A 25,816-nucleotide genomic window follows, 5' to 3' on the forward strand; every position below is an offset into this window, starting at 1 on the left:
GCTATTTCACCTCCTTGGAAAGGCCGAGGTAGAAGACCTGCGGCTTGGTGCCGTACTCTTCCTTGAGCACGTTGACGCGCTCGGTCATGATGATCCTGGTCACCGGGTCGTCGGGGTCCCTCAGGTTACCCACCCGGCGCGCACCGAAGGCGCAACTGTCGACGCAGGCGGTCTGCATCCCCTTGGTGATGCGGTGGTAGCAGAAGTTGCACTTCTCGGCGACGTGGAACACGGGATGGAAGAAGCGCACCCCGTAGGGGCACCCCATGATGCAGTAGCCGCAGCCGATGCACCACTTCCGGTCCACCAGCACCACGCCGTCCGCCGTCTGGTAGGTGGCCCCCACCGGACAGACCTGGACGCAGGGCGGGTTGTCGCACTGGTTGCAGAGCTTGGGAACGAAGAAGGCCTTGTCGATGTCCTCGTCCTTGATCTCTTCGAGTTTGCCGTGCCCGATGTCGATCCCCTTGTTGGGGAAGCCGTCGCGCGCTCCCTTGGGGGAGTCGATGTGGGTCTTGCCGTCCGTGGTCACCACGTAGCGCTCCACCCAGGTGCGGGTGACGTTGGCGTCGTAGGGGACCTCGTTCTCCACCTTGCACCCCTTGACGCAGAAGCCGCACCCCACGCATTTGCGGGTATCGACCAGGAAGACCCAGCGCGGCCCCTTCTGGTCCTTCTCGGCCAGCAACCGCTTGGGATCGAAAAGCTCCAGGCAGGAGAGCGGGATCGCAAGCCCACCCGCGATGAGCAGGGATTTCTTGCAGAAGGATCGTCTCGAAATCATCTCTTGTGCCCCTCCTTCCTGGGATCGTGCGGCCAGTGGCAGGTAACGCAGTCCAGGCCGGCGTTGTGGGTTTTGGGGTCGATCCCCTTCATGATGCCTCGGCCGCTGTTGGGGTAGGGGAGGCGGGTGTGGCAGCGGGCGCAGAGTTCGCGGCTGCGATCGACGGTCAGGGAGTGCGGATCCTTGGGGTGATCCAGGGCGGGGCCGTGGCAGTTCTCGCAGTTGATGTTGCGGTGCGGCGATTCCTTCATCTCCTCGTACTTGTCGGGGTGGCAATCCTTGCAGTGCGCCGCCGTCTTGTACTTCACCGGCATATCCTTCCACTGCTGCTCGTTGCCGGCGCGGTGCCAGCCGTACATGTACCCCCTGGCGCCGATCCCGAAATCGGCGGGGACCAGGACCTTGCGCGCCACCAGCACCAGGGCGATCACCACCAGCACCACCAATAGCGGCCGCCAAACATGACTCTTCACAGCCTCCCTCCTTTCGACCTGCAGTAACGATTTTCGACAGCGCCGGGAAAACTGCGGCAACTGTCCCATTTCCTACCTGACTAGCTATGACCTTCCGCCACGATGCCCATCTCCCTCTCCCCCCGGGAGAGGGCTGGGGTGAGGGCGCTGCAATAGGCAATGATCCCGCTTCGTGGCATCTCCCTCACCCGCCCTTCGGGCACCCTCTCCCAGAGGGAGAGGGCATTAGCGGAAGATTGTAGCTAATCAGGATTTCCTATAACGATGTTCGAAACAAAAAGGAGCACGAGTTTAATGATAACGGCACCCCGCTTGAAAACAAGGTGCCTAGGCGGTATTGTTGTTTTATCCGCCCCGCTAGTGACATTAAAAATCTTTTTTTGACAAATCTATTTTCAGGGAGTATGGTTGGTTCCCTGTCGCCCCCCGTAAACAGTATCGACACGTAGTCGCTACAGTTGAAGGGAAAAGCGGCAGCTGTGGCAGCCTTGCTCCCCTTCCGCACCGCCGGCATCCCCGGTTGCGCTGGAGGTTGAAACTCGATGGGCAGATGACGATCCGTTCCTGGTTCGAAAGGGTGGGTTATGTTGTTTTTTGACATGATGCGGGACCCGGCTTCCCTGGTCCTTTGCGCTATAGCTCTAGCCGGCTGTTCCGGGCTTCCCGGTCTCGTGTTGCGAGACGGCACGCTCGGACAACGGCTGGCCTCGGTGGCCGCGCTCGCAAGCTCTCTCCTCGCGCTACCGTCTCTTCTCTACCTGCTGCTCGGGGGAGGAGAAGCAAGCTTCCTCCTGAACTGGAACCTCCCCTTCGGCCCCTGCCAAGTCGCCCTCGACCCTCTCTCTCTATTCTTCCTGATCCCCATCTTTTTGGTGTTCCCCGCTGGCTCCCTTTACGCCCTCGGTTACTGGCCCGCCGCCTCGCACAGCTCCCAAAGAAGCGTCACCTTTTTCTACGGTTTGCTCGCCTGCGCCATGGCGCTGGTGGTGGTTTCGCGCAACGGCGCCCTGTTCATGATGGCGTGGGAAACGATGGCGCTGTCGGGCTATTTCCTGTTGGTTGCGGAGCACCGCGAGGGTGAGGTGCGCGGCGCCGGGACGGTCTATCTGGTGGCGAGCCACCTGGGAGGGGCGGCGCTGCTGGTCCTGTTCGCCTCGCTGTTCATGATCACCGGCGGCTTCGGCTTCCCCGCGGCCGGCTCGCTTGCCGTCGGCGCGGGCCTTGCGGCGACGCTGTTCTGGCTCGCCCTGGCCGGCTTCGGCTCCAAGGCCGGACTCATGCCGCTGCACCTGTGGCTCCCGTCTGCTCACGCCAACGCCCCGAGCCACGTCTCCGCGCTCCTCTCCGGCGTCATGCTGAAGATCGGGGTCTACGGCATCCTGCGCGTGATCTCGTTCTTCCCGGAGCGCCCGCTCTGGTGGGGCGGCGTGCTCACCGGCGCGGGGCTCGCCTCGGCGGTGTTGGGGATCTGCGTCGCCTCCGCGCAAAAGGACATCAAGCGTCTCTTGGCCTACAGCAGCATCGAGAACCTGGGCATCATCTGCGCCGGTATCGGCATGTTCCTGCTGGGGCAGGGGAGCGGCAACGACCGCCTCGCCTTCCTGGGGCTGGCCGGAGCGCTCTTCCACGTGCTGAACCACGTCGTCTTCAAGCCGCTGCTCTTCTTCTGCGCCGGGAGCGTCATGCACGCCGCCGGCACCCGCGACCTGGACCGCATGGGCGGGCTGGCGCGCCGGCTTCCGTTCACCGCCTTCTTCACCCTGTGCGGCGCGGTCGCCATCTGCGGCCTCCCCCCCTTCAACGGCTTCGCCAGCGAGATGCTCCTCTACCTCGGCTTCTTCGGCGAGGCCCGCGCGGGCCAGCCCTTCGTCGCCCTGGGCGCCCCGGTGCTGGCCCTGGTGGGGGGCGTCGCGGTGATCTCCTTCGTGAAGCTCTACGGCATCGCCTTTCTGGGGGAGCCGCGCACCGCCGAGGCTGCCGGCGCCCACGAGGCGGCCGGGACCATGCTGGCCCCCATCGCCCTCCTGGCCTGCCTCGCCCTCACCGGCGGGCTTTTCCCCCAGCTCTTCCTGGCCCTGGTGCAACCCGCCATCCGCGGGCTCGCCCCTGACCTGGCCCCCGCGGCCGTCCTCCCCATCGCGCCGGTCTGGTTCGCCGTGGCGGGTGGGAGCGTCATCTGCATGGCGGCCATCCTGTTCCTGTTCCTGCGCGCCAAGACCAGCGGCGGCGCTGCATCCGCCCCCACTTGGGGCTGCGGTTATCTTTGCCCGTCGCCGCGCATCCAGTACACCGGCAGCTCGTTCGGCGCCTTCTTCTCCTCGCTTTCGGGCCCCTTGATCCGGACCCGCATCAGCGTGGGGCAGGTGGCCGGCCTTACCCCGGCGGCGGTGCGGTTGAGCTACCATCCCGAGGAGACCCTGCTGCACCGGGTGGTGCTGCCGGTCCTGAGCGTCGCCGGGACCGTCTGCGCCTTCGTCAGGCGCCTGCAGCACGGTGAGGTGCAGATCTATATTCTCTATATCTTCGTGACGCTGATGCTATTGCTGTTGTGGGTGCATTAGACGCGGTTCCCCCTCGCCCTCCGGGAGAGGGTGGCCGAAGGCCGGGCCTGCGCGCCGTAGCGCTTCGGTCCGCGAAGGCGGGTGAGGGAGACGCCAGGAGGGAAGACCTCGCCGATAGCAGCGCCCTCACCCCGACCCTCTCCCGGGGGGAGAGGGAGATTGGGACAGAGGGCAGCGAGAACGATGCCGGGAAAGGACAGGGCGAATGATTATTCGCCCCTACAGGTTGGACATGATCTACCCGGGATTTGAGCACAGGAGTCGGACATGATCGACACAATCTTCCACGTGGTGCTGGTGCTGGCCATGCCGCCGCTGTTGCTGGGGGTGATCGGCAAGACCAAGGCGGCCTTCGCCGGGCGGGTGGGCGCTCCCTTCCTGCAGCCCTACTACGACATGGGGCGGCTCATGAAGAAAGGGATCGTCCTCTCCGACAGCACCACCTGGATCTTCAGCGCCGGGCCGGTGGTGACCCTCGCCGCCACCCTGTTCGCCGCGCTCCTGGTGCCGCTGGGGAAACACCCCGCCCCGATCTCCTTCGAGGGGGACATGATCCTGTTCGCCTACCTCTTCGCCCTGGGGCGCTTCTTCACCACCACGGCGGCGCTGGATACCGCCTCCAGCTTCGAGGGGATGGGGGCGGCCCGCGAGGTGAGCTTCTCCTGCCTGGCCGAGCCGACGCTCTTCTTCGCCCTGATCACCCTGACCAGGCTCTCCGGGACCATGAGCCTCACCCCCATGCTGCAGCACGTGACGCTCCCGGTCTGGATGGGGACCGGCGCCTCGCTCATCCTGCTGCTGGCCGGACTGTTCGTGGTGCTTTTGGCGGAGAACTGCCGCATCCCCTTCGACGACCCCAACACCCACCTGGAGCTCACCATGATCCACGAGGTGATGGTGCTGGACCACAGCGGTCCCTACTTCTGCTGCGTCCTCTACGGCGCCGCGCTGAAGCTCTACCTCCTGGGCGCGCTCTTCGTGAACATCGCGCTCCCCTTCGCCTCGGGCAACGCCTACGTTGACTGGGTGGTCTTCGCGGCCGGCATGCTGCTCCTGGCCGTGGCCATCGGGGTGGTGGAGTCGGTGATGGCGCGCCTGAGGCTGATCCGCGTGCCGCAGTTGCTGGTGGCGGCGTTGATCCTGACCGCATTCTCCCTGGTCCTGGTTGTGAGGTGACCCTATGAATTCGCTGGCCGACCAGCTGCTGGTTCTCTGTCTCTTGATCAACTTCGCCGTCCTGGGCACCAGCCGGCTCGCCTTCTCGGTGCGCTGCGTCGCGGTGCAGGGGGTGCTGCTCGGGACGCTGCCGGCGCTGGTGCATCCCTTCTCCTGGCACGTCAGCTTCATCGTGGTGAGCATCATCCTGGTGAAGGGGGCGCTGATCCCGGCCCTGATCATCCGGGCCATCAAGAAGGCGGAGATCGAGCGTGAATTCTCGCCTTTCATCGGCTACATCCCCTCGCTGGTGCTGGGGGCGCTCTTCACCTCGCTCGCCTTCATCTTCGCCGCCAAGCTCCCGCTCGCGCCCGAGCACGAGGGGCTCCTGATCGTGCCGGCTGCCGCCGCGACCCTCATGAGCGGCTTCCTGGTGCTCATGGGGAGGCGCAAGGCGATCTCGCAGGTGCTGGGCTACCTGCTCATGGAGAACGGCATCTTCCTGTTCGGCCTGCTCCTGGCCGACGCCATGCCGGTCATGGTGGAGGCGGGGGCGCTCCTCGACCTCCTGGTCGGCATCTTCGTCATGGGGATCGTCATCAACCACATCAGCCGCGAGTTCTCGAGCATCGACACCTCGAGACTCTCCGCGCTGAGGGAGGAATAGCGACATGATGTGGGCCCTGGTCCTGCTTCCGCTTCTTGGCGCCGCGCTTTCCTGGCTCGTCCCGGACAACCGCCGGCGCGTCTGGGTGCTCCCCGTCTTCTCCCTGGCGCAGCTCGGGGTGAGCGCCGCGCTCCTGGTCAACACGCCGCCCCCCTCCCCGGCGGGATGGATCTGGCTCGATCCCCTGGGCAAGCTCGTGCTCATGGCCAACAGCGTGCTCTTCACCGTCTGCTCGCTGTACGCGGTCGGCTACCTGAGCTACCGCCTGAAGCGCCCGAACCGGGTGCTGTGCGCCTCGCTGCTGGTCTGCCTCGCCGCGACCTCCCTGGTGGTGATCTCGCAGCACCTGGGGCTTTTGTGGATCGCGCTGGAGGCCACCACGCTGACCATGGCGCCGCTCATCTACTTCAACCACAACGCCCGCTCCATCGAGGCCACCTGGAAGTACCTGCTGATCTGCTCGGTCGGTATCGCCATTGCCCTTTTGGGGCTCTTCTTCCTGGCTTACTCCACCATCGTGGCCAAGCAGGAGGTGAGCCTCTTGCTCCCCTCCCTGATCCGCGACGCCGCCGCACTCCATCCGGGGTGGCGCCATGCCGCCTTCATCTTCCTGCTGGTCGGCTTCGGCTCCAAGATGGGGCTTGCCCCCCTGCACACCTGGAAGCCCGACGCCTACGGCGAGGCCCCGGGGCTGGTGGGGGCGCTCCTTGCCGGCGGGCTGGTCAACTGCGCCCTCCTGGCGCTGCTGCGGGTGTACCAGGTGGCGGCGGCCTCGAGCGAAGGGGCGCTCTTCCAGCAGGTGCTCCTCGCCATGGGACTGGTCTCCATGGCCTTCGCCGCCGTCTTCATGGCGCGCCAGAGCGACTTCAAGAGGATGCTCGCCTATTCCAGCGTCGAGCACGTCGGCATCATCGCCGTGGCGCTCGGGCTGGGCAAGGGGGCGCTCTTCGCGGGCCTTTTGCACATGATCAACAACTCCCTCACCAAGGGGGTGCTCTTTCTCTCCTGCGGCAACATCCACCGCGCCTTCAATTCCAAGAGCACCCAGTTCGTGCGCGGCGCCCTGCGGCGCACCCCCTGGTCGGCGGCGCTCTTCCTGGCCGCTTTCCTGGCCATCACCGGGTCGCCCCCCTTCGCCCCCTTCGTCAGCGAGTTCCTGATCGTCTCCTCCGCCTTCGGGCAGGGGAACCACTGGACCGGCGCTCTGTTCCTCCTCTTCCTGGCGCTCATCTTCATCGGCATGGCCTCCACCGTGCTTCCGGTGGTCCTGGGCGAGGTACCGCCGGACCTGGAGCGGACCCGCTACCGGGATGCCGCGCCCACCGTCTTGCCCCCCCTGGCGCTGATGGGGCTCGTGCTGGTGCTGGGGGTGTGGATCCCGACGCCTTTGCAGGACCTCCTGCACGAGGCGGCGCGGCTTTTGGGAGGTGAGGCATGAGCCCGGCCCTGGTCTTCACCCAGAACGGCGGCGTGCTGCCGCGCCGCGAGATTCCGCGCCACGCGCCCGAGCGCTTCGCCCAGGCGCTCCTCTCCGCCCTTGCCGGCGGCTGGCGGGTGGTATCCTACTTCGGCATGCAGGAGGAGGACGGCATCTGCCTGTACTGCCTCCTTTCCTTCAAGAGCCACGCCTCCATAGGCGTCATGAGCACGCAGGTCACCGGCAAGAGCTTCTACTCGCTGGTCTCCGAGGCGCCCCAACTGCACCTCTTCGAGCGCGAGATCGCCGAGCAGTTCTACCTGAACCTGGAGGGGCACCCCTGGCCCAAGCCGGTCCGCTTCGCCCCGGCGCTCGGCTCCCTCCCCGGGGAAACCCCCGCGTCCCCCCCCACCGTCGGCGTCATGGACTTCTACCGGGTGGAGGGGGAGGAGGTGCACGAGGTGGCGGTGGGGCCGGTGCACGCCGGCATCATCGAGCCGGGACATTTCCGCTTCCAGTGCTTCGGCGAGGAGGTGATGCACCTCGAGATCTCGCTCGGCTACCAGCACCGCGGCGTCGAGCGCATGATGCAGGGGCGCCCGGGCGAGCGGATGCGCAAGCTGATGGAGACCGTGGCGGGGGACACGACTATCGGCCACGGCACCGCCTACGCCATGATCGTCGAGGCGCTTTCCGAGACGCGGGTGCCGGCCCGGGCCCAGGCGGTGCGCGGCATCGCCCTGGAACTGGAGCGGCTGGCCAACCACACCGGCGACCTGGGCGCCATCGCCGGGGACGTGGGCTACCTCCCCACCGCGTCGTTTTGCGGCAGGATACGCGGCGACTTCCTCAACATGACCGCGGGGATCTGCGGCAGCCGTTTCGGCCGCGACCTGGTACTGCCGGGGGGCGTCCGCTTCGACCTCGATGGCGCGGAGGCGCGCCGGCTTGCCGACCGGATCAAGGTGGCCCGAGATGAGGTGCATAACGCGGTCGATCTCCTTTGGGATACCCCCTCGGTAATGGCGAGGCTGGAGGGGACCGGCGTGGTGAGCGAGCAGACCGCCATCGAACTGGGGCTGGTGGGGCCGGCGGCGCGTGCCAGCGGCCTCAACCGGGACATCCGGCGCGACCACCCCTTCGGCATCTACAGCATGAGCCAGATCCCGGTGGAGACCGCCAAGAGCGGCGACGTCTACGCGAGGACCCTGGTGCGCTGGCTGGAGATCGAGAAGTCACTCGACTTCATCGAGGAGCAGCTCTCCCAGTTGCCCGGCGTCAACGTGGCCAACCCGGTGCGCGAGGTGGCGGGGGACCAGCTGGCGGTGGCGCTCACCGAAGGGTGGCGCGGCGAGATCTGCCACGTGGCGCTTACCGACCAGCGGGGCAACTTCCAGCGCTACAAGGTGACCGATCCCTCCTTCCACAACTGGACCGGTCTCGCCCTGGCGCTGCGCGGAGGGCAAATTTCCGACTTCCCGCTGTGCAACAAGAGCTTCAACCTTTCCTACTGCGGGTTCGACCTCTAGCCTCTACGGGCGTCTCGGAAGGGGCAACACCCATTCCCTCTCCCTCCGGGAGAGGGTGCCCGAAGGGCGGGTGAGGGTGTTGCTGCGGAGTGCCGCCCGTCCGCCCTATGGCAAAGCCCTCACCCCGACCCTCTCCCAGGGGGAGAGGGGGATGGACCAGGGAGTGAAAGGGACGGACCAGGGGAGAGGGGGATGGACCGGCTGGTGTTCGTCATTTGAAAACAGGAGTCGCATCATGATCAAGGCCATCCTCGCCCGCATCAAGCAGGGGCACCGCACCATGGCGTACCCGAAAGAGCCGCTGCCGCTGCCGGAGCGCTTCCGCGGCTACCCGGAGCTGAAACGCTCGCTCTGCCCCCCCGATTGCCGTCTCTGCGCCGACGCCTGTCCGGTGGGGGCGGTGGCGTGCGGCCAGGGGCTCTCGGTCGACCTCGGCAAGTGCCTGTTCTGCGCGGAGTGCGCCGAGGCCTGCCCGAAAGGGGCCATCACCTACGGCAACGACGCCCGCCTGGCGGTGAACCGGCGCGAGGACCTGGTAGTGCGGGAAGGGGAGGAGCGCAGACTGGCGCAGGCGCTGGACCAAAAGATGCTGGCCCTGTTCGGCCGCTCGCTCAAGTTCCGCTCCGTGGTCGCCGGCGGCTGCAACGCCTGCGAGGCGGACAGCAACGTCCTCTCCACCATCGGCTGGGACATGGGGCGCTTCGGGCTGCAGTTCGTGGCCAGCCCGCGCCATGCCGACGCCCTCTGGGTCACCGGCCCGGTCACCGAGAACATGCGCGAGGCGCTTTTGCAGACCTACCAGGCCATTCCGGCCCCCAAGCTGGTGGTTGCCTGCGGCGCCTGCGCCATCAACGGCGGCCCCTTCATCGGTTCACCCGCGGCTCACGACGGGGTGGACGGCCTGCTGCCGGTCGATCTCTACATCCCGGGGTGCCCGCCCCACCCGGTGACCATCCTCGACGGACTGTTGCGCCTGCTAAACCGCATGGGCTGAAACGGCCGGCTCTGAAAAGGCTTGCACTCCTGCGCTGTTTTCGGTTATTCAGGAAGTTGCCGCTTCTTTCGCAGTTCCGTACCCGTTGCAGCGAGTCGCCATGAACGATGCGCACATGAGCCATGCGCCGATTGCATCACCCCCCACGCCCCATTCCTCCCGCCCGGATAACGTCCGGGTCTGGAGCGTCACACTCCTCGCCTTTTTGCTGGGCCTGTTCCTGTCCGGCTCCGTCATCCTCTTGTATGAGACCAAGCGCCAGGACGCCCGGCGCCAGCAGGTCACCGGCCTCACCGTCAAGGCCGCCCACGACATCCAGGAACAACTGAACCGCTCCATTTCCTCGACCTACGCCCTGGCGGCCGTGATCCGGCAGGGCAACGGCAGGATCGACAACTTCCAGGAACTGGCCCGGGAGATGCTCGAGCTCTATCCGGGCCTCTCCGCCCTGCAGCTGGTCCCCGGCGGCGTCATCGCCGAGATCTATCCCCTGCAGGGCAATGAGAAGGCCATCGGGCTGAACCTTCTGGACAAGGCCAACGCCAACAAGGAGGCCCTGGAGGCGTTGCGCCACGGTTCCCTCACCCTGGCGGGGCCCTTCGAACTGATCCAGGGGGGGCTGGCGCTCATGGGGCGACTCCCGGTGTACGTGAAGGGGGCCGAAGGTCAAAAGCGCTTCTGGGGCTTCACCGCGGCCATGATCAGGCTGGAGAGCTTCTTCGACACGGTGCAACTGCAAAGAGCGCTGGGCGGCGAATTCAACTACCGCATCTCCAGGATCAAGCCCGATACCGGGACCCGCGACATGTTCTGGAAACACGGCGGTGACCTGTCCCGGCCGGTGAGCCAGAAGATCGTGCTCCCCAACGGCGAATGGACCCTCTCGGTGGAACCGGTGGGGGGATGGTACCAGTGGCGGGTGCTCCTTGGGGAAGGGGGACTGGTGCTGGTGCTGAGCACCCTGGCCGCGCTGACCGCCTACTGGCTTACGCACCAGCCCATCGTGCTGCGCCGCATGGTGGAGGACAGGACCCGCGAGCTTTGCGATATCAATGACAGGCTCAAGACCGAGGTGGTCGAGCGCAGGCACGCCGAGGAGGCGCTGCAGGCCTCGGAGCTGAAGCTGCGCTCCATCTTCGCCTCGCTCACCGAGGTGATCCTGGTGCTGGACGCCGAGGGGCGCTACCTGGAGATCGCACCGACCAGCACCAAGAGGCTGTACCTCCCCCCCGAGGAGTTGGTCGGCAAGAAGATTCCCGACGTTTTCCCCAAGGAACAGGCGGACTTCTTCATCGACACCATCCAGAAGGCGCTCGCCGCCGGGAGGACCGTCACCGTCGACTACGCCCTCAACATAGAGGGGGACGACGTCTGGTTCACCGGCAACGTCACCCCCATGCCCGGCGGGCGGGTGATCTGGTCCGCCCACGACATCACCGAGCGCAAGAGGGCCGAAGAGGAGCGGCTGAAGCTGGAGAAGCAGATGCTGCACGCCCAGAAGCTGGAGAGCCTGGGGGTGCTGGCCGGCGGCATCGCTCACGACTTCAACAACATACTCACCGTCATCGTCGGCAACACCGACCTTGCCCTGATGCGGCTCACCCCCGACTCCCCCGTGACCGAGAACCTGCGCCGCATCGAGATGGCGGCGGCGCGGGCCTCCGACCTGGCGCACCAGATGCTCGCCTACTCCGGCAAAGGGCATTTCATCACCGAGGAACTGGACCTGAACCGCCTGGTGGAGGAGATGGGGCACATGCTGAGCGTCTCCATTTCCAAGAAGGCGCAACTGGTCTACGACCTGGGTCGCCCCCTGCCGGCGGTAACCGCCGATGCCACCCAAATCCGTCAGGTGCTGATGAACCTGGTCATCAACGCCTCCGAGGCGATCGGCGATGAGAGCGGGACCATCACCATCTCGACCGGCAGCGTGGAGTGCACCGCGCCCCACCCCGGCGGCGGGTGGCTCTCCGACGCGCTCCAACCCGGGCTCTACGCCTACGTCAAGGTGTCCGACACCGGTTGCGGCATGGACCGCGACACCATGGCCAAGATCTTCGAGCCCTTCTTCACCACCAAGTTCACCGGGAGGGGGCTGGGGATGGCGGCGGTACTGGGCATCGTGCGCGGCCACCTGGGCGCGATCCGCATCGAGAGCGAGCCGGGGCGGGGGAGCACCTTCACGGTGGTGCTTCCCGCAGGGGACGCGCCGGTGCAGTTCCTGCACGCGGAGGGCGCACCCGGGGAAAGCTGGCGCGGCAGCGGGACCGTCCTGTTGATCGACGACGAGGACACCATCCGGGCCCTCGGCAGGGACATGCTGGGCGAACTGGGCTTTGACGTGGTGACGGCCGCCGACGGGCGGGAGGGGATGGAGATCTTTCGCCGCCGCAACGACATCGACCTGGTGCTGCTCGACCTGACCATGCCGCAGATGGACGGGGAACAGTGCCTGGCGGAACTGCGGCGCATGGACCCGCGGGTCAGGGTGGTCATGTCCAGCGGGTTCAGCGAGCACGAGGTCTCCCGCAAGTTCCTGGGCAAAGGAATCTCGGGCTTCGTCCAGAAACCATACAAGCTCTCGGCGTTGCGCGAGGTTCTCTCCTCGCTGAACTGGGAGAGCTCCCGCAAGCTCCGTTAATCCTCTTGTCAACGCGTCTTTCTTTGAGTAGTATCCGGGCTTTGCCATAAACTACCGAGCGAGGCATGTCATGAAGCTTTCTTTCTTCCGATCCCTTTTGCGGATGCTCCCCTTGTTGCTGCTGCTTGCCGTCGCCGGCTGCGGCGAGGTCGACTGGTTCCCGCAGTACGTGAGACAGCCGACCTCTCCGGACCCCTTCTCCTTTGCGGCCGTCACCGGCACTGACAAGGGTGCGGACGTTACCTCCGCGGAAATCACGGTCGCCGGTCTGACCGCGGCCAGCAGTCCCATCAGCATCAGCGGCACAACCGATAGCAAGTACACCATCAATGGCAGCACCCCGACCAGTAGCGCAGGGACGGTGAAAAACGGAGACAAGGTCACGGTGACCCACAAGGCTGCGGCCACCCTGGGGACCTCGACCAAGAGTACGCTGACCATCGGGGACCAGAGCGCCGACTTCATCAGCACCACGCGTTTCGTCGATACTCCGAGCTTTTCTTTGACCGTGCTGCAGCCGGCGCCGTTCCGTCAGGCCATGGCGACCATCACCAGTGTCGACGGGGCCATCGGCACGCACGTGATCAGCATCAAGGACTCCGTCAACTCCGGCTTGGCCCAGTACGGGATCAGTGATAACGACGTAATTCCGACCAACTTCGCCACCGTCACCCAAACGATTCCGTTCCTGAATAACCGGAGGATCTTTATCCGCAACAGGTCCGATATCGTTGATGCAGGCGCCGTTACCACGCTGACCATCGACGGCGCCGATTTCGTGGTGAAGCTGACCCCGTAACAGAGGGGGCACGGTCAAAAGCCGAAAATTTAAATAGCTTGCATTGTCACAGCCAAGCTGCTAATGTGGCCAAGGTCCGGAATGAACCGGACAATAAAACAAGCAGAAAGCATGGAGAAGGTAAAAGTAAATGGTTAACGGTACTGTAAAGTGGTTCAACGACAGCAAGGGGTTTGGTTTCATCGAGCAGGAGAATGGCGACGACGTGTTCGTTCACTTCTCCGCCATCACCGGCGACGGGTTCAAATCCCTGGCTGAAGGCGATAGCGTCACCTTCGAAGTAGTAAAGGGCCCCAAAGGGCTGCAGGCGGCCAACGTCTCCCGCGTCTAAAAAGGTTTCCCCAACGCTGTAATGAGAAGTCCCGGAGCAATCCGGGGCTTTTTTTTTGCCTCCTTCCCGACCGCTGTCCCCCCGTCCCGCCGCGCTGGCACTGGTGCCGTCCGTTGACAACCTCTCCCCCTATGATATCCATTATTGGTCAAATTTAATCTAACGGGAGGCGCTTTCATGAAAATCACCAGGAGGACGAGGTATTGCTGCATTGCAGTCATCGTGGCCGGGATCGCGGTAGTCGGGCACGTGGTAGCCAAAGACCGTGCCATGACGTCCTATCACCAGGGCGTGCCCCAGACCGAGCACTAGAGAGGACCACAGGCAGACGTGAACGCCGGTGTCCGGGGCTCCTTCCCGGGCACCGGCCTGGTAAAGAGGGCGGGCTGACGTCATGGAAGATACCAGGATACTGATGGTGGTGCGCGAGCCGGAGGCGAGGTCGGCCTACGAGCAGATCCTGGACCGGATCGGGGTCAGCTACCACACCGCCGGCGACTTCAACGAGGTGCTGCGCATGACCGTGCAGTCGGCCTACAACGGGCTGCTGGTCGACATCCTGACCCTGGTGCGCTGCTCCAAGGAAGAAAAGAGCATCGCCTACGATTGCATCAACTTCTACCCGACGTTACGCATCAAGTGGGACGCCAGGCTGCAGAGCATCACCCTGGGCCCGCAGGAAAACTCCCCCGCCGCGGCCGACACCGACGCCGCACTCGCCCGCTTCGTCCAGGACCGCTGCGGCACCTTCTCCGCCCGTTGCCTCAGGCGCTTCGCCAGGAAGGACAGCTACCTGAGCCTGCTGCTGTCCGCCCGCGACGGCCTCCCCGGCGCCGTCACGGTCAAGACCTTCACCGTCAACATCTCCCAGGGCGGCGCCTTCGTGCATACCACCCACCCCTTCGCCAAGGCCGACCGCGTCTGGCTCAGCTTCCCGGAGCTCACCGGCGAACCGGCCATCGAGGCCGGCGTCTGCTGGAGCATTCCCTGGGGCGGGTGCCGCAGCATCCCGGGCATCGGCGTCATGTTCGACCAGGGACTGTCCCCGCGCCAGGTCGAGTGGCTCAAGCAGGTCGCCCCCAACTGAACCCGTGCTGCCGCAGCGTTGTCCAACTCCTTCCAGCTCTCCCCCGCCCGCGAGGGAAGGGGGCTTTTGGTGGCGGGCATTTGCCGCTAAAGAATCCGCTGCTGATGCCGACTAATGAGCTAAGGATTAGCTAGCTCCCGGGATGCAGCACTGCCACGCTGCGCCCCCGGCACCACGGGAAACTCGATGATCAACCGGCTGCGCGACCTCTCCATTCGACGAAAACTGATAGCAATGCTGCTTTTCACCAACGCGGTGGTGCTGGCGCTGGTCTCGGCGGCGTTCGTGGTGAACGAGGCGAACCGCTTCCGTAGCGAAATGCAGACCGAGCTCACGGCGCTCGCGGAGATCATCGGCAACAACAGTTCCGCCGCGGTGGCCTTCAACGACCGTCAGGCCGCCGGGGAAACCCTGGCCGCCCTGCGCGCCAAGCCCTACATTCGCACCGCCCTCATCGTGATGCAGGACGACACGGTCCTGGTCCGCTACCTGGCGCCGGGGAGTCCTGCTCATCCGCTTCCCTTTGCCGTCGTCGCGGGGGACCGGGTCAGCATCGACCCGTTCCGCTTCCGCGAGGCCTTGCAGCGTTCCCGCTCCCCACTGGCCGTAGGCGAAGACATCTACGGCGTGCACCGCATCCTGCTGGACAGCCAGCAGATCGGCACCGTGGTATTGCAGTCCGACCCCCGCGAGTTCACCGACCGGCTGGCGCGCTTCTTCCTCCTGGTGACCGGGGTGATGCTGAGCGCCCTGCTCCTGGTGTACTTCCTCGCGACACGGCTGCAGCGGCTCATCTCGGCTCCCATCACCCACCTGGCGCAGGTGATCAAGGCGGTGTCGGCGGAGAAGAACTACTTCATGCGCGCGGAAAAGCAGGGCAACGACGAACTGGGGACGCTGATCGAGGGGTTCAACGAGATGCTGGTCCAGATCCAGCGGCGCGACCAGCAGCTGGAGGCGCAGCGACAGGAGCTCGAGGGGGAGGTGCAGCGCCGCACGGCGCAGCTGTCTGCCGCCAACCGCGAGCTGAACCAGACCGTGGCCGAGCTGCTGCTCTCCAAGGAGGCGGCCGAGGCCGCGAGCCTTGCCAAGTCCCAGTTCCTGGCCAACATGAGCCACGAGATCCGGACCCCGATGAACGGCGTGCTGGGGATGACCAGGGTGCTCCTGGAAAGCGGGCTGGCCGGCGAGCAGCGCCGCTTCGCCGAGGCGGTCTGGAATTCCGGCGAGTCCCTGTTGTCCATCATCAACGACATCCTGGACTTCTCCAAGATCGAGGCGGGGCGCATGGAGCTCGAGCCGGCGCCCTTCGACCTGCACGACATCCTGGGCGGGGTGCTGGAGATGTTTGCCGCGGTGGCGCAACGCAAGGGGGTCGATATCTCGTTGCACCTCGACCCGGACCTGCCGCGCTACGTGGTGGGGGACCCGGTTCGCCTGCGCCAGGTCCTGGTGAACCTTTTGGGCAACGCGGTCAAGTTCACCAGCCGCGGCGAGGTGCGTCTGACCGCGCTACCGCTGGCGGAGCAGGGGGAAGGGTGGTTGAAGGTCGAGGTGGCGGACACCGGGATCGGCATCCGCCCCGAGGCGCAGGCGCACATCTTCGAGAGCTTCTCCCAGGCCGACTACTCGACCACGAGGACGTTCGGCGGCACCGGCCTCGGCCTGGCCATCTCACGGCAACTGGCCCAGTTGATGGAAGGGGAGCTGGGCCTTGCCAGCGAGTACGGCGTCGGCTCCACCTTCTGGTTCAGCGTCAGGCTGCAAGTGCTCACGGAAGTACCGGAATGCCTGGCGCAGCAGTCGGCCCCGCAGGAGGGGGGAGCAAAGCCCTGCTTCGACGCACTGGTGCTGGTGGCGGAGGACAACCCGGTCAACCAGGACGTGGTGCGGCACATGCTGGGGCAACTGTCCTGCGACGTGGAAATCGTGGCCAACGGAGAGCTGGCGGTCGCCGCCTCGGCAGAGGGGAGGTATCACCTGGTCTTCATGGATTGCCAGATGCCGCACATGGACGGTTTCGCAGCCACCCGCGCCATCCGGGACCGGGAGGAGAGCGAAGGGAGGGGACGCCTGCCGATAGTGGCCCTCACCGCCAATGCGCTCACCGGCGACCGCGAGCTCTGTCTCGCCGCCGGCATGGACGACTACCTGAGCAAACCCTTCGACTGTCGGCAACTGGCCGAGGTGCTGTTGCGCTGGATCCCGGAGCGGGCCAAGAGCTGCCCCGACAGCGGCAACCCGTCCCAACCCGCTGCCGCCGCCGGGCAGGGTGCTGAAGAGGCGGAGCCGGAACAGGAGCAGTCGTCGCCGCACGGAGCGCCAGTGCAGGGGGATGCGCCGGAGGGGGACCTTCCCGTGTTCGACCGGGACGGGCTGGTGCAGCGGGTGGGAGATGAAGAGTTCGTGGAGATGTTCGTGGAGAAATACCTGGAAAGCACCGACAGGCTGATGAAGCTTTTGCGGCAGGCGGTCGAGGCGGAGGATTATGCGGAGGTGCGCCTGCAGGCCCATAGCATCAAGGGAGCGGCCGCCAGCATCGGGGCCGAGGTGATGCGCGCCGTGGCCTTCAGGATGGAGCAGTCGGCGCAACTGGAACCGGAGCGTTCCGGCCTGACGGAACTGTTCGGGGCGCTGGAGCAGGCTTTGACGGATTTCAGGCGGGTCGCCGCGCCGCTCTAAATGACCACACCGAGGGGGCTCACCTCCTCCTTGAGCACCACCCCCAGCTTAACCTGCACTTCTTTCCGCACCAGCCTCGCCAGTTGCACCATTTCCGTTGCGGTGGCCGATCCCGTGTTGACCAGGTAGTTGGCATGTCTGTGGCTCACCGCCGCTCCCCCGACCTTCAGGTTGCGCAGCCCGGCCTGGTCGATGAGCCAGCCGGCGGGGATGCGGCATTCCCGGCAGCGCACCCCCTGTTCGTCCTCGAACTTCCTGATCAGTGCCGCGTCGTCCACCACCGGGTTCATGAAGAAGGAGCCGGCGCTCTGGTCGCAGGAGAGCTGTTTCGCTTCCCGCTTCGCCAGCGTCTGCGTCACCTTGGCGGAGACCTCCTCCGGGTCCCCCGGGGCGAGCGCCAGCAGCGCGCCTACCACGATCAGGCCGGGGTCCCGCTTGAAGCGGCTGTCCCGGTAGCCGAAGGCGCACTGGTCGCGGCGCAGCGTCACCACCTTCAGCGTCGCGGCGTCGAGCGCGGAGACCGTCGCCAGGACGTCGCCGATGGCGCCCCCGTAGGCGCCGGCGTTGCCCCGGACCGCGCCTCCCACGGTGCCCGGGATGCCCGCCAGCGACTCCAGGCCGGAAAGGCCCCATGCCACCGTGCGGTGCACCAGGGCGGTCAGGTCGTAACCCGCCTGCACCTGGACCATGCCGCCGGAGCGGGTGACCCGGTTCATCAGCAGCCGGATGGCGACGCCCGGAAAGCCGTCGTCGCTGATCAGCAGGTTGCTCCCCCCGCCCAGGATGCAGAAGGGGAGGTGCATCTCCCGGGCGAAGCGCAGGGCTTGCTGGAGTTCGCGCTGGGTGTGGGCGCCGATGAGGAAGCGGGCCGGGCCGCCGATGCGGAAAGAGGTAAACGGCGCCAGCGGCACGTTCTCTGCGATGTCGAGGGGGGACTCTGTGTGGCTGTTGGCATTTGGCATAGCGGATATGATACACGAGTTACTTGGAATGCCAAATAGGTGGTGAGGATGCTGACCAGTCGGACCAGTCTGTGATGGGAGGGGAGGTGAGAGGCGCAAAGGGGACAGGCACCTGGCGGAGCCAGTCCCCTTTTTTCAGTTACAGCCTGAAGCGCTGCACCATCTCCTGCATCTCGCCGGAGAGCATGGAGAGCCGGTCGGAGGCTGCGGAAATCTCCCGGGCGCCACTGGCGCTTTGCTGCACGGTGCCGGAAATCTGGTGGATGTTGTTGGTGATCTCCTGGGTGGTGGCGGTCTGCTCCTCGGCCGCGGTGACGATCTGGTTGATCTGGCTGGTCACCTCGTTGATCTGGGCCAGGATGTCTTCCAATGCCTCCCCGGAGCGGGCCGCCTCGCCGGTGCCGCGGGTCACTTCCTCGACACCCTCTTCCATGGCGCGCACGGCCAGCTTGGTCTCCTGCTGGATGTTCTTGATCATGGTGCCGATCTCGCGGGTGGCCTTGGTGGTGCGCTCGGCCAAGGCACGGACCTCGTCGGCAACGACGGCGAAACCGCGCCCCTGCTCGCCGGCACGCGCCGCCTCGATGGCCGCGTTCAACGCCAACAGGTTGGTCTGGTCCGCGATGTCCTCGATGGTGGCCACGATCTCCCCGATCTGGTCGCTGCGGGTCCCCAACTGCTCGACAACACCGGCGGAACTGCGCACGTGGTCGGCGATTCTGTTCATCCCCTGAACCGTTTCCCTGACGATGGCGGCGCCGCTTTGCGCCGAGTTGCTGGCTTGGCCGGAGCTGCCCGCGGCCAGGTGGCAGTTGCGGGAGATGTCGTTGCTGGTGCAGGACATCTCTTCGCTGGCAACGGCCACCGTCTCGGCCTGGCTCACCACCGCGCCCGCGTCGTCCGCCATGCAGCGGGCGTTGGCGTTGAGCTCCGCGGCGGCGGCGGAGACGTCCAGGGCGCTGCGGTTCACCTTCTCCATCACCTCGCGCAGCCCTTCGACCATGCGCCGCATCGCCTCGTAGATGCCGGTCCTGCCGGCCTCCAGCCGCACGGTCAGGTCGCCCGCGGCCACCTGCTGGGCGATCTCCTCCAGCTCCTCCGGCTCGGTGCCGATATGCGCGATCAGTCTGCGCACCACCAGGATGGCGGCAACGCAGATGACCGCCAGGATCACCACGGTAAGCGCTACCACCAGGTACACGTCCTTGAGGATCAGCTGCTTGTTGGCGTCGGCCGCCTTCTGCACCTGGAGGTCCAGGTCATCCACGTAGGAGCCGGTGCCGATGATCCAGTCGAAGGGGGGGAAGTAGAGGGAGTAGCCGCGTTTGGCAACGGCCACGTCGCTCCCGGGGCGCGGGAAGTGGTAGTCGGTGAAGCCGCCCCCCGCCTGCTTCCCGTTCTTGATGATCTCCTGGATCAGGTATTTACCCTTGGCGTCCTGGAGGTTCATGCGGTTCTTGCCCTCGGCGGGTTTCCCCAGCAACACCACGTTGGTGCCGTCGGAGGTGTCGGCCCAGAAGTAGCCATCCTTGCCGAACTTGAGTCCGCGGAGCAGGTTCGCCCCCTGCTTCTTCGCCTCCTCCAAGGTCATCTCGCCCTTTTGCTGCCGGTCGCTGATCTCCTGCAGCAGGCTGACCGCGGTCTGTACCTCGGCCTTGGCGAGCAGGTCCGAGTTGGCGTACAGGGATTCGCGGTAGGACTCGTTGAACCTGGTGGTGAGGTCATAGAACTGCTTCATCACTGTCAGACCGGTGGGGGCTCCCAGTACGCAGCAGCTCACCAGGACCAATAGCAGGATCTTGGTTTGGAAGGATAATCTGTTTTTCTGAATCATGTGCGTTTCCTCATGCTAAGGCGCCGTTGCCTTGTTCTTTCCGTCGCCATTCCTATCGGCACTTTCGTCGACAGATTGAGGAATTTCTGCAGCCAGACAGCTTTCAGCGCAGTTTCACTGTCTGTGCATAAAAAGACTCAAGTCGCGCGCAACCGTGGCGATATAGGTGACAGCGTTGACATGGAGGGGATGCCGGGGCACAGAAGTGCGCAGGCCGGGCTAGGGCCGGACCTGTGCCAGAACGGCGCCACAGGCAACGCTGTTCCCTTCTGCCATGTGATCGGTGCTTTCTGGCGGCCGATACCGATGAGAGTTGCACCGGGGGTACCTGCGAGGGTACCCCTCTTTTTTAATCATAATTCTGAAAAGTTGCTGAATAAGGGGAGTTTCCTGGTTTCCAAGCTCCAGCTTGGGAACCCCATATGGCGCAAAGCTCCAGCTATGTATCCGAGAAGCTGGAGCTTCTGAAAGGCTTTGCGTTCCCAAGGCGGACCTTGGGAACGAGATCAAAGGGGAGGGGACTGGCTCCGCGAGGTGCCTGTCCCCTTAGGCTGGAGAAGATGGCTGGGTCCAAAAGAGCGTCCCGCTAAAGGGACAGGCACCTGACGGAGCCAGTCCCTTGGGCTTAGTAGAGCAGGTACGGCTTGCGCTGCTCCAGGAAGCGCTTCACCCCGGGTGTCCAGCGCGCCTCGATGGCGGCCGCGGTCTCACCGGCCTGCAGTCCCTTGCGCAGTTCGGGCGAGCCCGCCATGTCGTCGATGCCGCCGCGGAAGAACTGGGGGCGGCTCTTCTCCGGCAGCGCCGCCTGCAGCGCGGCCATGAGCGCCACCCCGGTCTGCACCGGCTCGACCTTGCGGTAGTCGGTGATCTCGATGCTCACCCCCGCCACCGCGCGGTCACGGTACTTGGGCGCGCTGGAGATACCGGGGAGCCGAATGGGCGTGAACTGCAGCGGGTCGAAACGCAGTCCCGGGAGCTGCTCCCCGTTCAGGCGCAGGGCGAGGGCTGTGGCGTCGATCCCGGGCCACCCTGCGATCTGGAAGGGCCTCGTGCTGCCGCGCCCTTCGGAGGCGCCGGTACCCTCGAGGAGCCCGGTGCCGGGGTAGAGCAGCACCGATTCGATGGCGGCCAGGTTGGGGCTGGTCGCCACCCAGGTCAGCCCGGTGTCCTGCCAGCGCATGTCCCGCTGCCACCCCTGCATGCGCACCACGCGCAACTCCAGCCTGCCCAGGTCCGGGAGCATCCCCTCGCCCTTGATCATCCCGGCCAGTTCCCCTACCGTCATGCCGTGCGCCAGCGGGATCGGGTAGAGCGAGGTGAAGCTCCCCGGGATCTTCTCCCTCACGAACCCGGCGACGTACTCCCCCCCCAGCGGGTTGGGGCGGTCCAGCACCATAAACGGGATGCCGGCCTCGGCCGCGGCCTGCATGGCCAGCCCCATGGTGGAGATGTAGGTGTAAAAGCGCGCCCCCGCGTCCTGGATGTCGAACACCATCAGGTCGATCCCCTTCAGGTCGTCCGGGCGCGGCTTCTTCCCTGCGCCGTAGAGGCTCTTGACCGGAATGGGCGCCGCGTCGTCGTCGGCCAGCTTGACGCCGTCCTCGGCGTTCCCCTTGAGGCCGTGCTCGGGAGAGAAGATCAGCGCGGGCTTGACCCCCTTCTGCTCCATCAGCGCCAGGAGGTGGGTACCCCCCACCATGGCGGACTGGTTGGTGATCAGGGCGAAGCGTTTTCCCTGCAGCGGCAGGAATCCCTGCTCGCTCAGGACCTCCGCACCGGTCTTGACGATCTCGGCGCGGCACAGGCCGGGGAACAACAGGAACAGCATCAGGGTTAGTGCGACAACGGAGGGTGCAACTCGAATCACGATGAACCGCCTTCTGGTTGAGATGATGGCAGAGCTTACCCCACAGGTTTCCGTGAAGGCAAGCCCCATGCGGCTTTTCGGTGAGATGGATCACACTGCCGCATAGTCCGGCGCCTTTCCATTGGCGTGTTCTCGTGAGCATACAGTAAAAATAACCCTTGTCTTATTGGTGCTTTTGAAATAGATTGTTCACATTTGCCGATGATAATCATGTCTTCCCAGCTGTCAGGGATGACCGGGAGGGAGTGCTATGAAAAGACTTTTTCTGGCTTGTCTGATCCTGTTGTGCGGCGCCGGCGTGCTCTTCGGGGCCGGGACCAAGAAGAAGAAACCGCTGCCGCAGGACTTCGGGAGCGTGACCATCAACAACTTCTCCCAGCAGGCCGGCATGCCGCCGGTCGTCTTCGACCACTGGGTGCACCGCAAGAACTACACCTGCCGCCTGTGCCACGTCGACATCGGCTTCGGCATGACCGCCAACTCCACCCAGGTCCGCGCCGCCGACAACAGCAAGCGCTTCTTCTGCGGCGTCTGCCACAACGGCACCTCCACCATCAACAAGGTCAAGATCTTCGACTCCTGCGCCACCAGTTACAACAGGGAGGAGTACAAGCGCTGCGTGAAGTGCCACGCCCTGGAGAAGGACCCGGCCAAGGAAGAGGCCTTCTACCGTTTCCAGGAGAAGATGCCGCGCGAAACCTTCGGTAACGGCATCAACTGGGAGAAGGCCGAGGAAACCGGCCAGCTCAAGCTGATCGACTCGCTGGAGGGGGTCTCCTTCAAGAAGAGCTCGATGAAGGTGCAAAAGGACTTCGCCCTGAAGGGGAAGGTGGAGGGCATGCCGGACATCATCTTCTCCCACGCCAAGCACACCGTCTGGAACGGTTGCGAGGTCTGCCACCCCGACATCTTCGTGGGGATCAAGAAGGGGGCCACCAAGTACTCCATGATCGACCTGTTCGACGGCAAGTACTGCGGCGTCTGCCACGACAAGGTCGCCTTCCCGCAGAGCGACTGCAAGCGCTGCCATTCCAAGCCGGTCTAGGGGAGAGCCATGACTTTGCCAAAGATGAAAGGCGTGATCGCTGCCGCGCTGCTGGCGCTGGCCCTGGCCCAGCCGCTGTGGGCCGAGGAGTCCTGGCAGGCGACCTTCGACGAAACCTGCTCCAAGAGCAACCAGGCCATGACCATGTCGGTGCAGGAACTGCGCGACCTCCTGGCCAAGTGCGACGCGCTGCAGAAAGTGATCGAGACCCAGGAAGAGTCGGTGCGCAAGGTGTACCTGAAGCGGCTTTCGCTGTGCCGGAACCTGTACGCGTACATGCTGGAGTACAAGCAGAGCAACCAGGCCAAGTAGACCTGCCCGGGAAGAGGGGAGTGCCAGGATGGAATCGGGGGTGGTGCGGAAGGCTGTGAGAATGCTGTTGCGTGTTGTGCCGGTGGTTCTGCTGGTGCTCGCCATGAGTTCCGGCGGGGACGCCATGGACCGCAGCGAGCTCGCCAAGGTGCTGAAGACCATCCCCCCCAACGGCCCCTTCGCCAGGTTCGGCAACGTCACCATGCGCATGCGCACCAAGCAGGCCGGCATGGAGCCGGTGGTCTTCCCGCACTGGGTGCACCGCAAGAACTACACCTGCCGGGTCTGTCACCTGGAGCTCAACTTCGGGATGAAGCGCGGCGACACCGGTATCACGCGCGCCCAGTACACCAAGGGGAAATTTTGCGGCGTCTGCCACAACGGCACCGTCGCCTTCGGCGTGCAGACGGCGGACAAGCAGTGCCACCGCTGTCACATGGAGAACACCAAGGAGCTCGACAAGCGCTTCGAGGAGTTCGCCGAGGGGCTGCCCATGTCAAGTTTCGGCAACGGCATCGACTGGGCCGCCGCCTACCGCGACGGGAGCATCCGCCCCACCAACTCGATCGGCGCCGAAATCACCATTCCCTTCCCCGAGAAGCTCAAGCAGCCGCTCAAGCTGGGGACCGCCTCGCCCAGAAGCGACGTGAGCTTCTCCCACCAGGAACATTTCGCCGAGCTGGACTGCTCCAGCTGCCACCCCGACATCTTCAACATCAAGGTGAAGTCGACCACCGCCTTCACCATGGACACCAACATCTACGGCAACTTCTGCGGCGCCTGCCACATGCTGGTCGCCTTCCCCATGAACGACTGCAAGCGCTGCCACAAGGGGATGAGCAACAGCTTCGCCATGTAGGCCCCTTCCCGGTCAGCACCCCACCCAGCTCGCCTGCCGGTCGAAGCAGTTCAGCGCCCCCCTGCGCTCCAGGGTGAGCCCGGCGTACTGGTCCATCCCCAGGCACAGCGCCGCGTAGATCCTCGCCGCCGCCAGCACTTCCGGGAAGCTGACCTGCTCCTCCGGGGTGTGGGAGATCTCCAGCGCGCCCGGGCCCAGGATGAGCGGCCGGCACCCCGCCGCGTGGAAGAGGTTGCCGTCGGAATGGGAGCGGAAGGCCTCGAACTTCAGGGTGAGCCCGAGGCTCTGGTAGATATGCTCCAGGATGCGGGCCAGCTGGTTGTCGGTGCCCAGGTTGTACCCGGGGGAGGCGAAGTCGAAGGCCAGCGAGAGGTCGAGCCCCGGTACGAACTGCTCCGCCCCGGCGGTGATGCGGCGGATGGCCTGCTCCACGGACGTCGGGTCGCGCTCGGGGGGGAGGTGCAGGTCGATCCACGCCTCGCAGCGGTCCGGCACCACGAACCCCTTCTGGGAGGAACGCATCTCCCTGATCGAGTAGACGATTTCGGACTCTCCCCGCTTGAACAGGGTGTCCTTGCCCAGGTGCAAAAGCACGCGCAGCATGGACTCCACCGCGTTGTGCCCAAGCTCCGGCAGGGAAGAGTGGCTGCGCACCCCGCGGGTGACGAAGCCCGCCTCCAGGTAGCCGTAGTGCGCGAAGCAGGCGGAGAGCCCGGTGGGCTCGCCGATCACGGCCCAGGGCGCCCGGTTGTCCTGCAGGAAGGCGGCGCTGCCGTCCCCGTTCTCCTCCTCGCCCACCACCAAAAGGAGGCCGACGCTCGGGCGCCGCGCCGGTTTGAGCGCCTGGGCCAGGGCGAGCCAGGTCTCCACCATGGCGGCGCACCCCCCCTTCATGTCCGCGCTCCCCAGCCCCCGGACCATCTCCCCATCCTCCCGCGCCCCGAATTCCTCCAGGTCCCAGGCGGGGACGGTGTCCACGTGCCCCACCAGGTACAGCTTCGGTTCGTCCTCACCCATGGTGACGCGCAGGTTGTAGCGCTCCTCCTCGACCTCCTGGCGCTCGACCGAAAAGCCGGCGCGGGAGAGGAGGTCCTCCAGGTAGAGCTGGATGTCCTCCTCCTTCCCGGAGGGGGAATAGATGTCGATCAGGTCGGTGAGTATCCCCTTGAGCCGCGCCGGATCGATGGCGGCCATGACCTCTTCCAGTCGGCCGCTCATGGCTTTTTCACCGCCTTTTTCTTGTGCCGCTTGGAGAGGTTGAGCGTCATGTAGAGATGCTCCTGCACGTTGTCGAAACCGTGCTTCTTGAAGAACCGGATGGCCGGCTCGTTGTCGGCCGAGGTGTCGATGATGATCATGCGTACCCCCTGTTCCTTGAAGCGCCTTTTCAGTTCCTTGAAGAGCCTGGCGCCGACCTGCATCTTCTGCAACTCGCGGCGCACCCCGAGCCAGACCAGGTAGCCGTACTTCCAGGGCGAGTGATGCTTCTTCACCGTGGTCCCCAGGGCGAAGCCGAGGATGCGCTCCTCGTGCTCGGCCACGATGCACAGTTCGTTGTCGGAGTTGAACAGCGTGGTGATCTCGTACTCGTCCCAGGTGCGGTAGAGGCTTTGCGAGTACTCCGCGGTGAAGACCTCCTCCCCGATGTGGAACACCTCCGGCAGGTCCTCGATGATCATCTGCCGGATGCGGGGGGCCTCCTCCTCGTGCGGGTCGTTGTGCGGCATGACCTACCTCGTGAACGGCATATTTGACTGCTGCTGACATTATAACAGAGTTGCGAGGCGACAGACTGTGATAGCCGTGCGCGCTTGTGA

Annotated in this window: 22 protein-coding genes; 15 read left to right on the plus strand and 7 right to left on the minus strand. The window is 65.2% G+C overall.

Annotated features, from left to right (window positions below; all coding sequences use genetic code 11):
- Position 1 precedes the first annotated feature (1 nt).
- Positions 2-784 (minus strand): 4Fe-4S dicluster domain-containing protein, encoded by a 783-nt coding sequence (locus H7687_RS12405; protein ID WP_183347785.1) that lies wholly within the window; start codon positions 782-784, stop codon positions 2-4.
- Positions 781-1,257: a cytochrome C gene (locus H7687_RS12410; protein WP_183347787.1), complete on the minus strand. Its 477-nt coding sequence runs from the start codon at positions 1,255-1,257 to the stop codon at positions 781-783. The genes H7687_RS12405 and H7687_RS12410 overlap by 4 nt, the downstream gene beginning before the upstream one ends.
- Before the next feature lie 584 nt (positions 1,258-1,841).
- Between H7687_RS12410 and H7687_RS12415 the strand changes: the two genes are divergently transcribed.
- The 12 genes from H7687_RS12415 to H7687_RS12465 all read left to right on the plus strand — a co-directional run bounded on the left by H7687_RS12415 (position 1,842) and on the right by H7687_RS12465 (position 17,120).
- On the plus strand, positions 1,842-3,818 hold the full coding sequence (locus H7687_RS12415) for a proton-conducting transporter transmembrane domain-containing protein (RefSeq protein ID WP_246404833.1): 1,977 nt from the start codon (positions 1,842-1,844) through the stop codon (positions 3,816-3,818).
- 267 nt (positions 3,819-4,085) lie between these two features.
- A complete protein-coding gene (locus H7687_RS12420) occupies positions 4,086-4,994 on the plus strand; it encodes a respiratory chain complex I subunit 1 family protein (protein ID WP_183347789.1) in 909 nt (302 codons plus the stop codon).
- Positions 4,995-4,998: 4 nt separating this feature from the next.
- Positions 4,999-5,640, plus strand: coding sequence for a hydrogenase (locus tag H7687_RS12425; protein ID WP_183347791.1), 642 nt, complete (start codon positions 4,999-5,001; stop codon positions 5,638-5,640).
- Between the two features lie 4 nt (positions 5,641-5,644).
- A complete protein-coding gene (locus H7687_RS12430; protein WP_183347793.1) occupies positions 5,645-7,078 on the plus strand; it encodes a proton-conducting transporter transmembrane domain-containing protein in 1,434 nt (477 codons plus the stop codon).
- Positions 7,075-8,586 (plus strand): hydrogenase large subunit, encoded by a 1,512-nt coding sequence (locus H7687_RS12435; RefSeq protein ID WP_183347795.1) that lies wholly within the window; start codon positions 7,075-7,077, stop codon positions 8,584-8,586. Before H7687_RS12430 ends, H7687_RS12435 begins: the two co-directional genes overlap by 4 nt.
- A gap of 235 nt (positions 8,587-8,821) precedes the next feature.
- On the plus strand, positions 8,822-9,580 hold the full coding sequence (locus H7687_RS12440; protein ID WP_183347797.1) for an NADH-quinone oxidoreductase subunit B family protein: 759 nt from the start codon (positions 8,822-8,824) through the stop codon (positions 9,578-9,580).
- A gap of 100 nt (positions 9,581-9,680) precedes the next feature.
- Positions 9,681-12,221: a response regulator gene (locus H7687_RS12445; protein WP_183347799.1), complete on the plus strand. Its 2,541-nt coding sequence runs from the start codon at positions 9,681-9,683 to the stop codon at positions 12,219-12,221.
- Positions 12,222-12,291: 70 nt separating this feature from the next.
- Complete coding sequence (locus H7687_RS12450) at positions 12,292-13,020, plus strand: hypothetical protein (RefSeq protein WP_183347801.1); 729 nt, start codon at positions 12,292-12,294, stop codon at positions 13,018-13,020.
- Between the two features lie 130 nt (positions 13,021-13,150).
- Positions 13,151-13,351 carry a cold-shock protein gene (locus tag H7687_RS12455; RefSeq protein WP_183347803.1) on the plus strand — a complete coding sequence of 67 codons (201 nt, stop codon included), beginning with the start codon at positions 13,151-13,153 and terminating at the stop codon, positions 13,349-13,351.
- A gap of 177 nt (positions 13,352-13,528) precedes the next feature.
- The gene (locus H7687_RS22110) at positions 13,529-13,663 is read left to right on the plus strand and encodes a hypothetical protein (RefSeq protein ID WP_281376703.1); all 135 of its coding nucleotides are present in this window, start codon (positions 13,529-13,531) and stop codon (positions 13,661-13,663) included.
- A gap of 82 nt (positions 13,664-13,745) precedes the next feature.
- Positions 13,746-14,438 carry a PilZ domain-containing protein gene (locus H7687_RS12460; RefSeq protein WP_183347805.1) on the plus strand — a complete coding sequence of 231 codons (693 nt, stop codon included), beginning with the start codon at positions 13,746-13,748 and terminating at the stop codon, positions 14,436-14,438.
- A 186-nt stretch (positions 14,439-14,624) separates the two neighbouring features.
- Complete coding sequence (locus H7687_RS12465; RefSeq protein ID WP_183347807.1) at positions 14,625-17,120, plus strand: ATP-binding protein; 2,496 nt, start codon at positions 14,625-14,627, stop codon at positions 17,118-17,120.
- Here H7687_RS12465 and murB read toward each other — a convergent pair.
- The 3 genes from murB to H7687_RS12480 form a co-directional block, all read right to left on the minus strand.
- Positions 17,117-18,082 (minus strand): UDP-N-acetylmuramate dehydrogenase, encoded by a 966-nt coding sequence (gene murB, locus H7687_RS12470; RefSeq protein ID WP_183347808.1) that lies wholly within the window; start codon positions 18,080-18,082, stop codon positions 17,117-17,119. The genes H7687_RS12465 and murB overlap by 4 nt on opposite strands.
- A gap of 139 nt (positions 18,083-18,221) precedes the next feature.
- Positions 18,222-19,916, minus strand: a complete 1,695-nt coding sequence (locus tag H7687_RS12475; RefSeq protein ID WP_183347810.1) for a methyl-accepting chemotaxis protein — start codon at positions 19,914-19,916, stop codon at positions 18,222-18,224.
- A 625-nt stretch (positions 19,917-20,541) separates the two neighbouring features.
- A complete protein-coding gene (locus H7687_RS12480; RefSeq protein WP_246404835.1) occupies positions 20,542-21,783 on the minus strand; it encodes an exo-beta-N-acetylmuramidase NamZ family protein in 1,242 nt (413 codons plus the stop codon).
- 250 nt (positions 21,784-22,033) lie between these two features.
- On the opposite strand from H7687_RS12480, the gene H7687_RS12485 reads away from it, so the two are divergent.
- The 3 genes from H7687_RS12485 (at position 22,034) to H7687_RS12495 (ending at position 23,999) form a co-directional block, all read left to right on the plus strand.
- The gene (locus tag H7687_RS12485) at positions 22,034-22,828 is read left to right on the plus strand and encodes a c(7)-type cytochrome triheme domain-containing protein (RefSeq protein ID WP_183347814.1); all 795 of its coding nucleotides are present in this window, start codon (positions 22,034-22,036) and stop codon (positions 22,826-22,828) included.
- 9 nt (positions 22,829-22,837) lie between these two features.
- Positions 22,838-23,140 (plus strand): hypothetical protein, encoded by a 303-nt coding sequence (locus tag H7687_RS12490; RefSeq protein ID WP_183347816.1) that lies wholly within the window; start codon positions 22,838-22,840, stop codon positions 23,138-23,140.
- Positions 23,141-23,201: 61 nt separating this feature from the next.
- Complete coding sequence (locus H7687_RS12495; protein ID WP_246404839.1) at positions 23,202-23,999, plus strand: c(7)-type cytochrome triheme domain-containing protein; 798 nt, start codon at positions 23,202-23,204, stop codon at positions 23,997-23,999.
- A 12-nt stretch (positions 24,000-24,011) separates the two neighbouring features.
- On the opposite strand, the gene H7687_RS12500 is transcribed toward H7687_RS12495, so the two are convergent.
- Together H7687_RS12500 and H7687_RS12505 are read right to left on the minus strand one after the other, a co-directional pair.
- Complete coding sequence (locus H7687_RS12500; RefSeq protein WP_183347820.1) at positions 24,012-25,217, minus strand: M20 family metallopeptidase; 1,206 nt, start codon at positions 25,215-25,217, stop codon at positions 24,012-24,014.
- A complete protein-coding gene (locus H7687_RS12505; protein WP_183347822.1) occupies positions 25,214-25,726 on the minus strand; it encodes a GNAT family N-acetyltransferase in 513 nt (170 codons plus the stop codon). The genes H7687_RS12500 and H7687_RS12505 overlap by 4 nt, the downstream gene beginning before the upstream one ends.
- Positions 25,727-25,816: the final 90 nt, after the last annotated feature.

The sequence above is a fragment of the Geomonas paludis genome (assembly GCF_014193585.1).
GTDB classification, from domain to species: Bacteria; Desulfobacterota; Desulfuromonadia; order Geobacterales; family Geobacteraceae; genus Geomonas; species Geomonas paludis.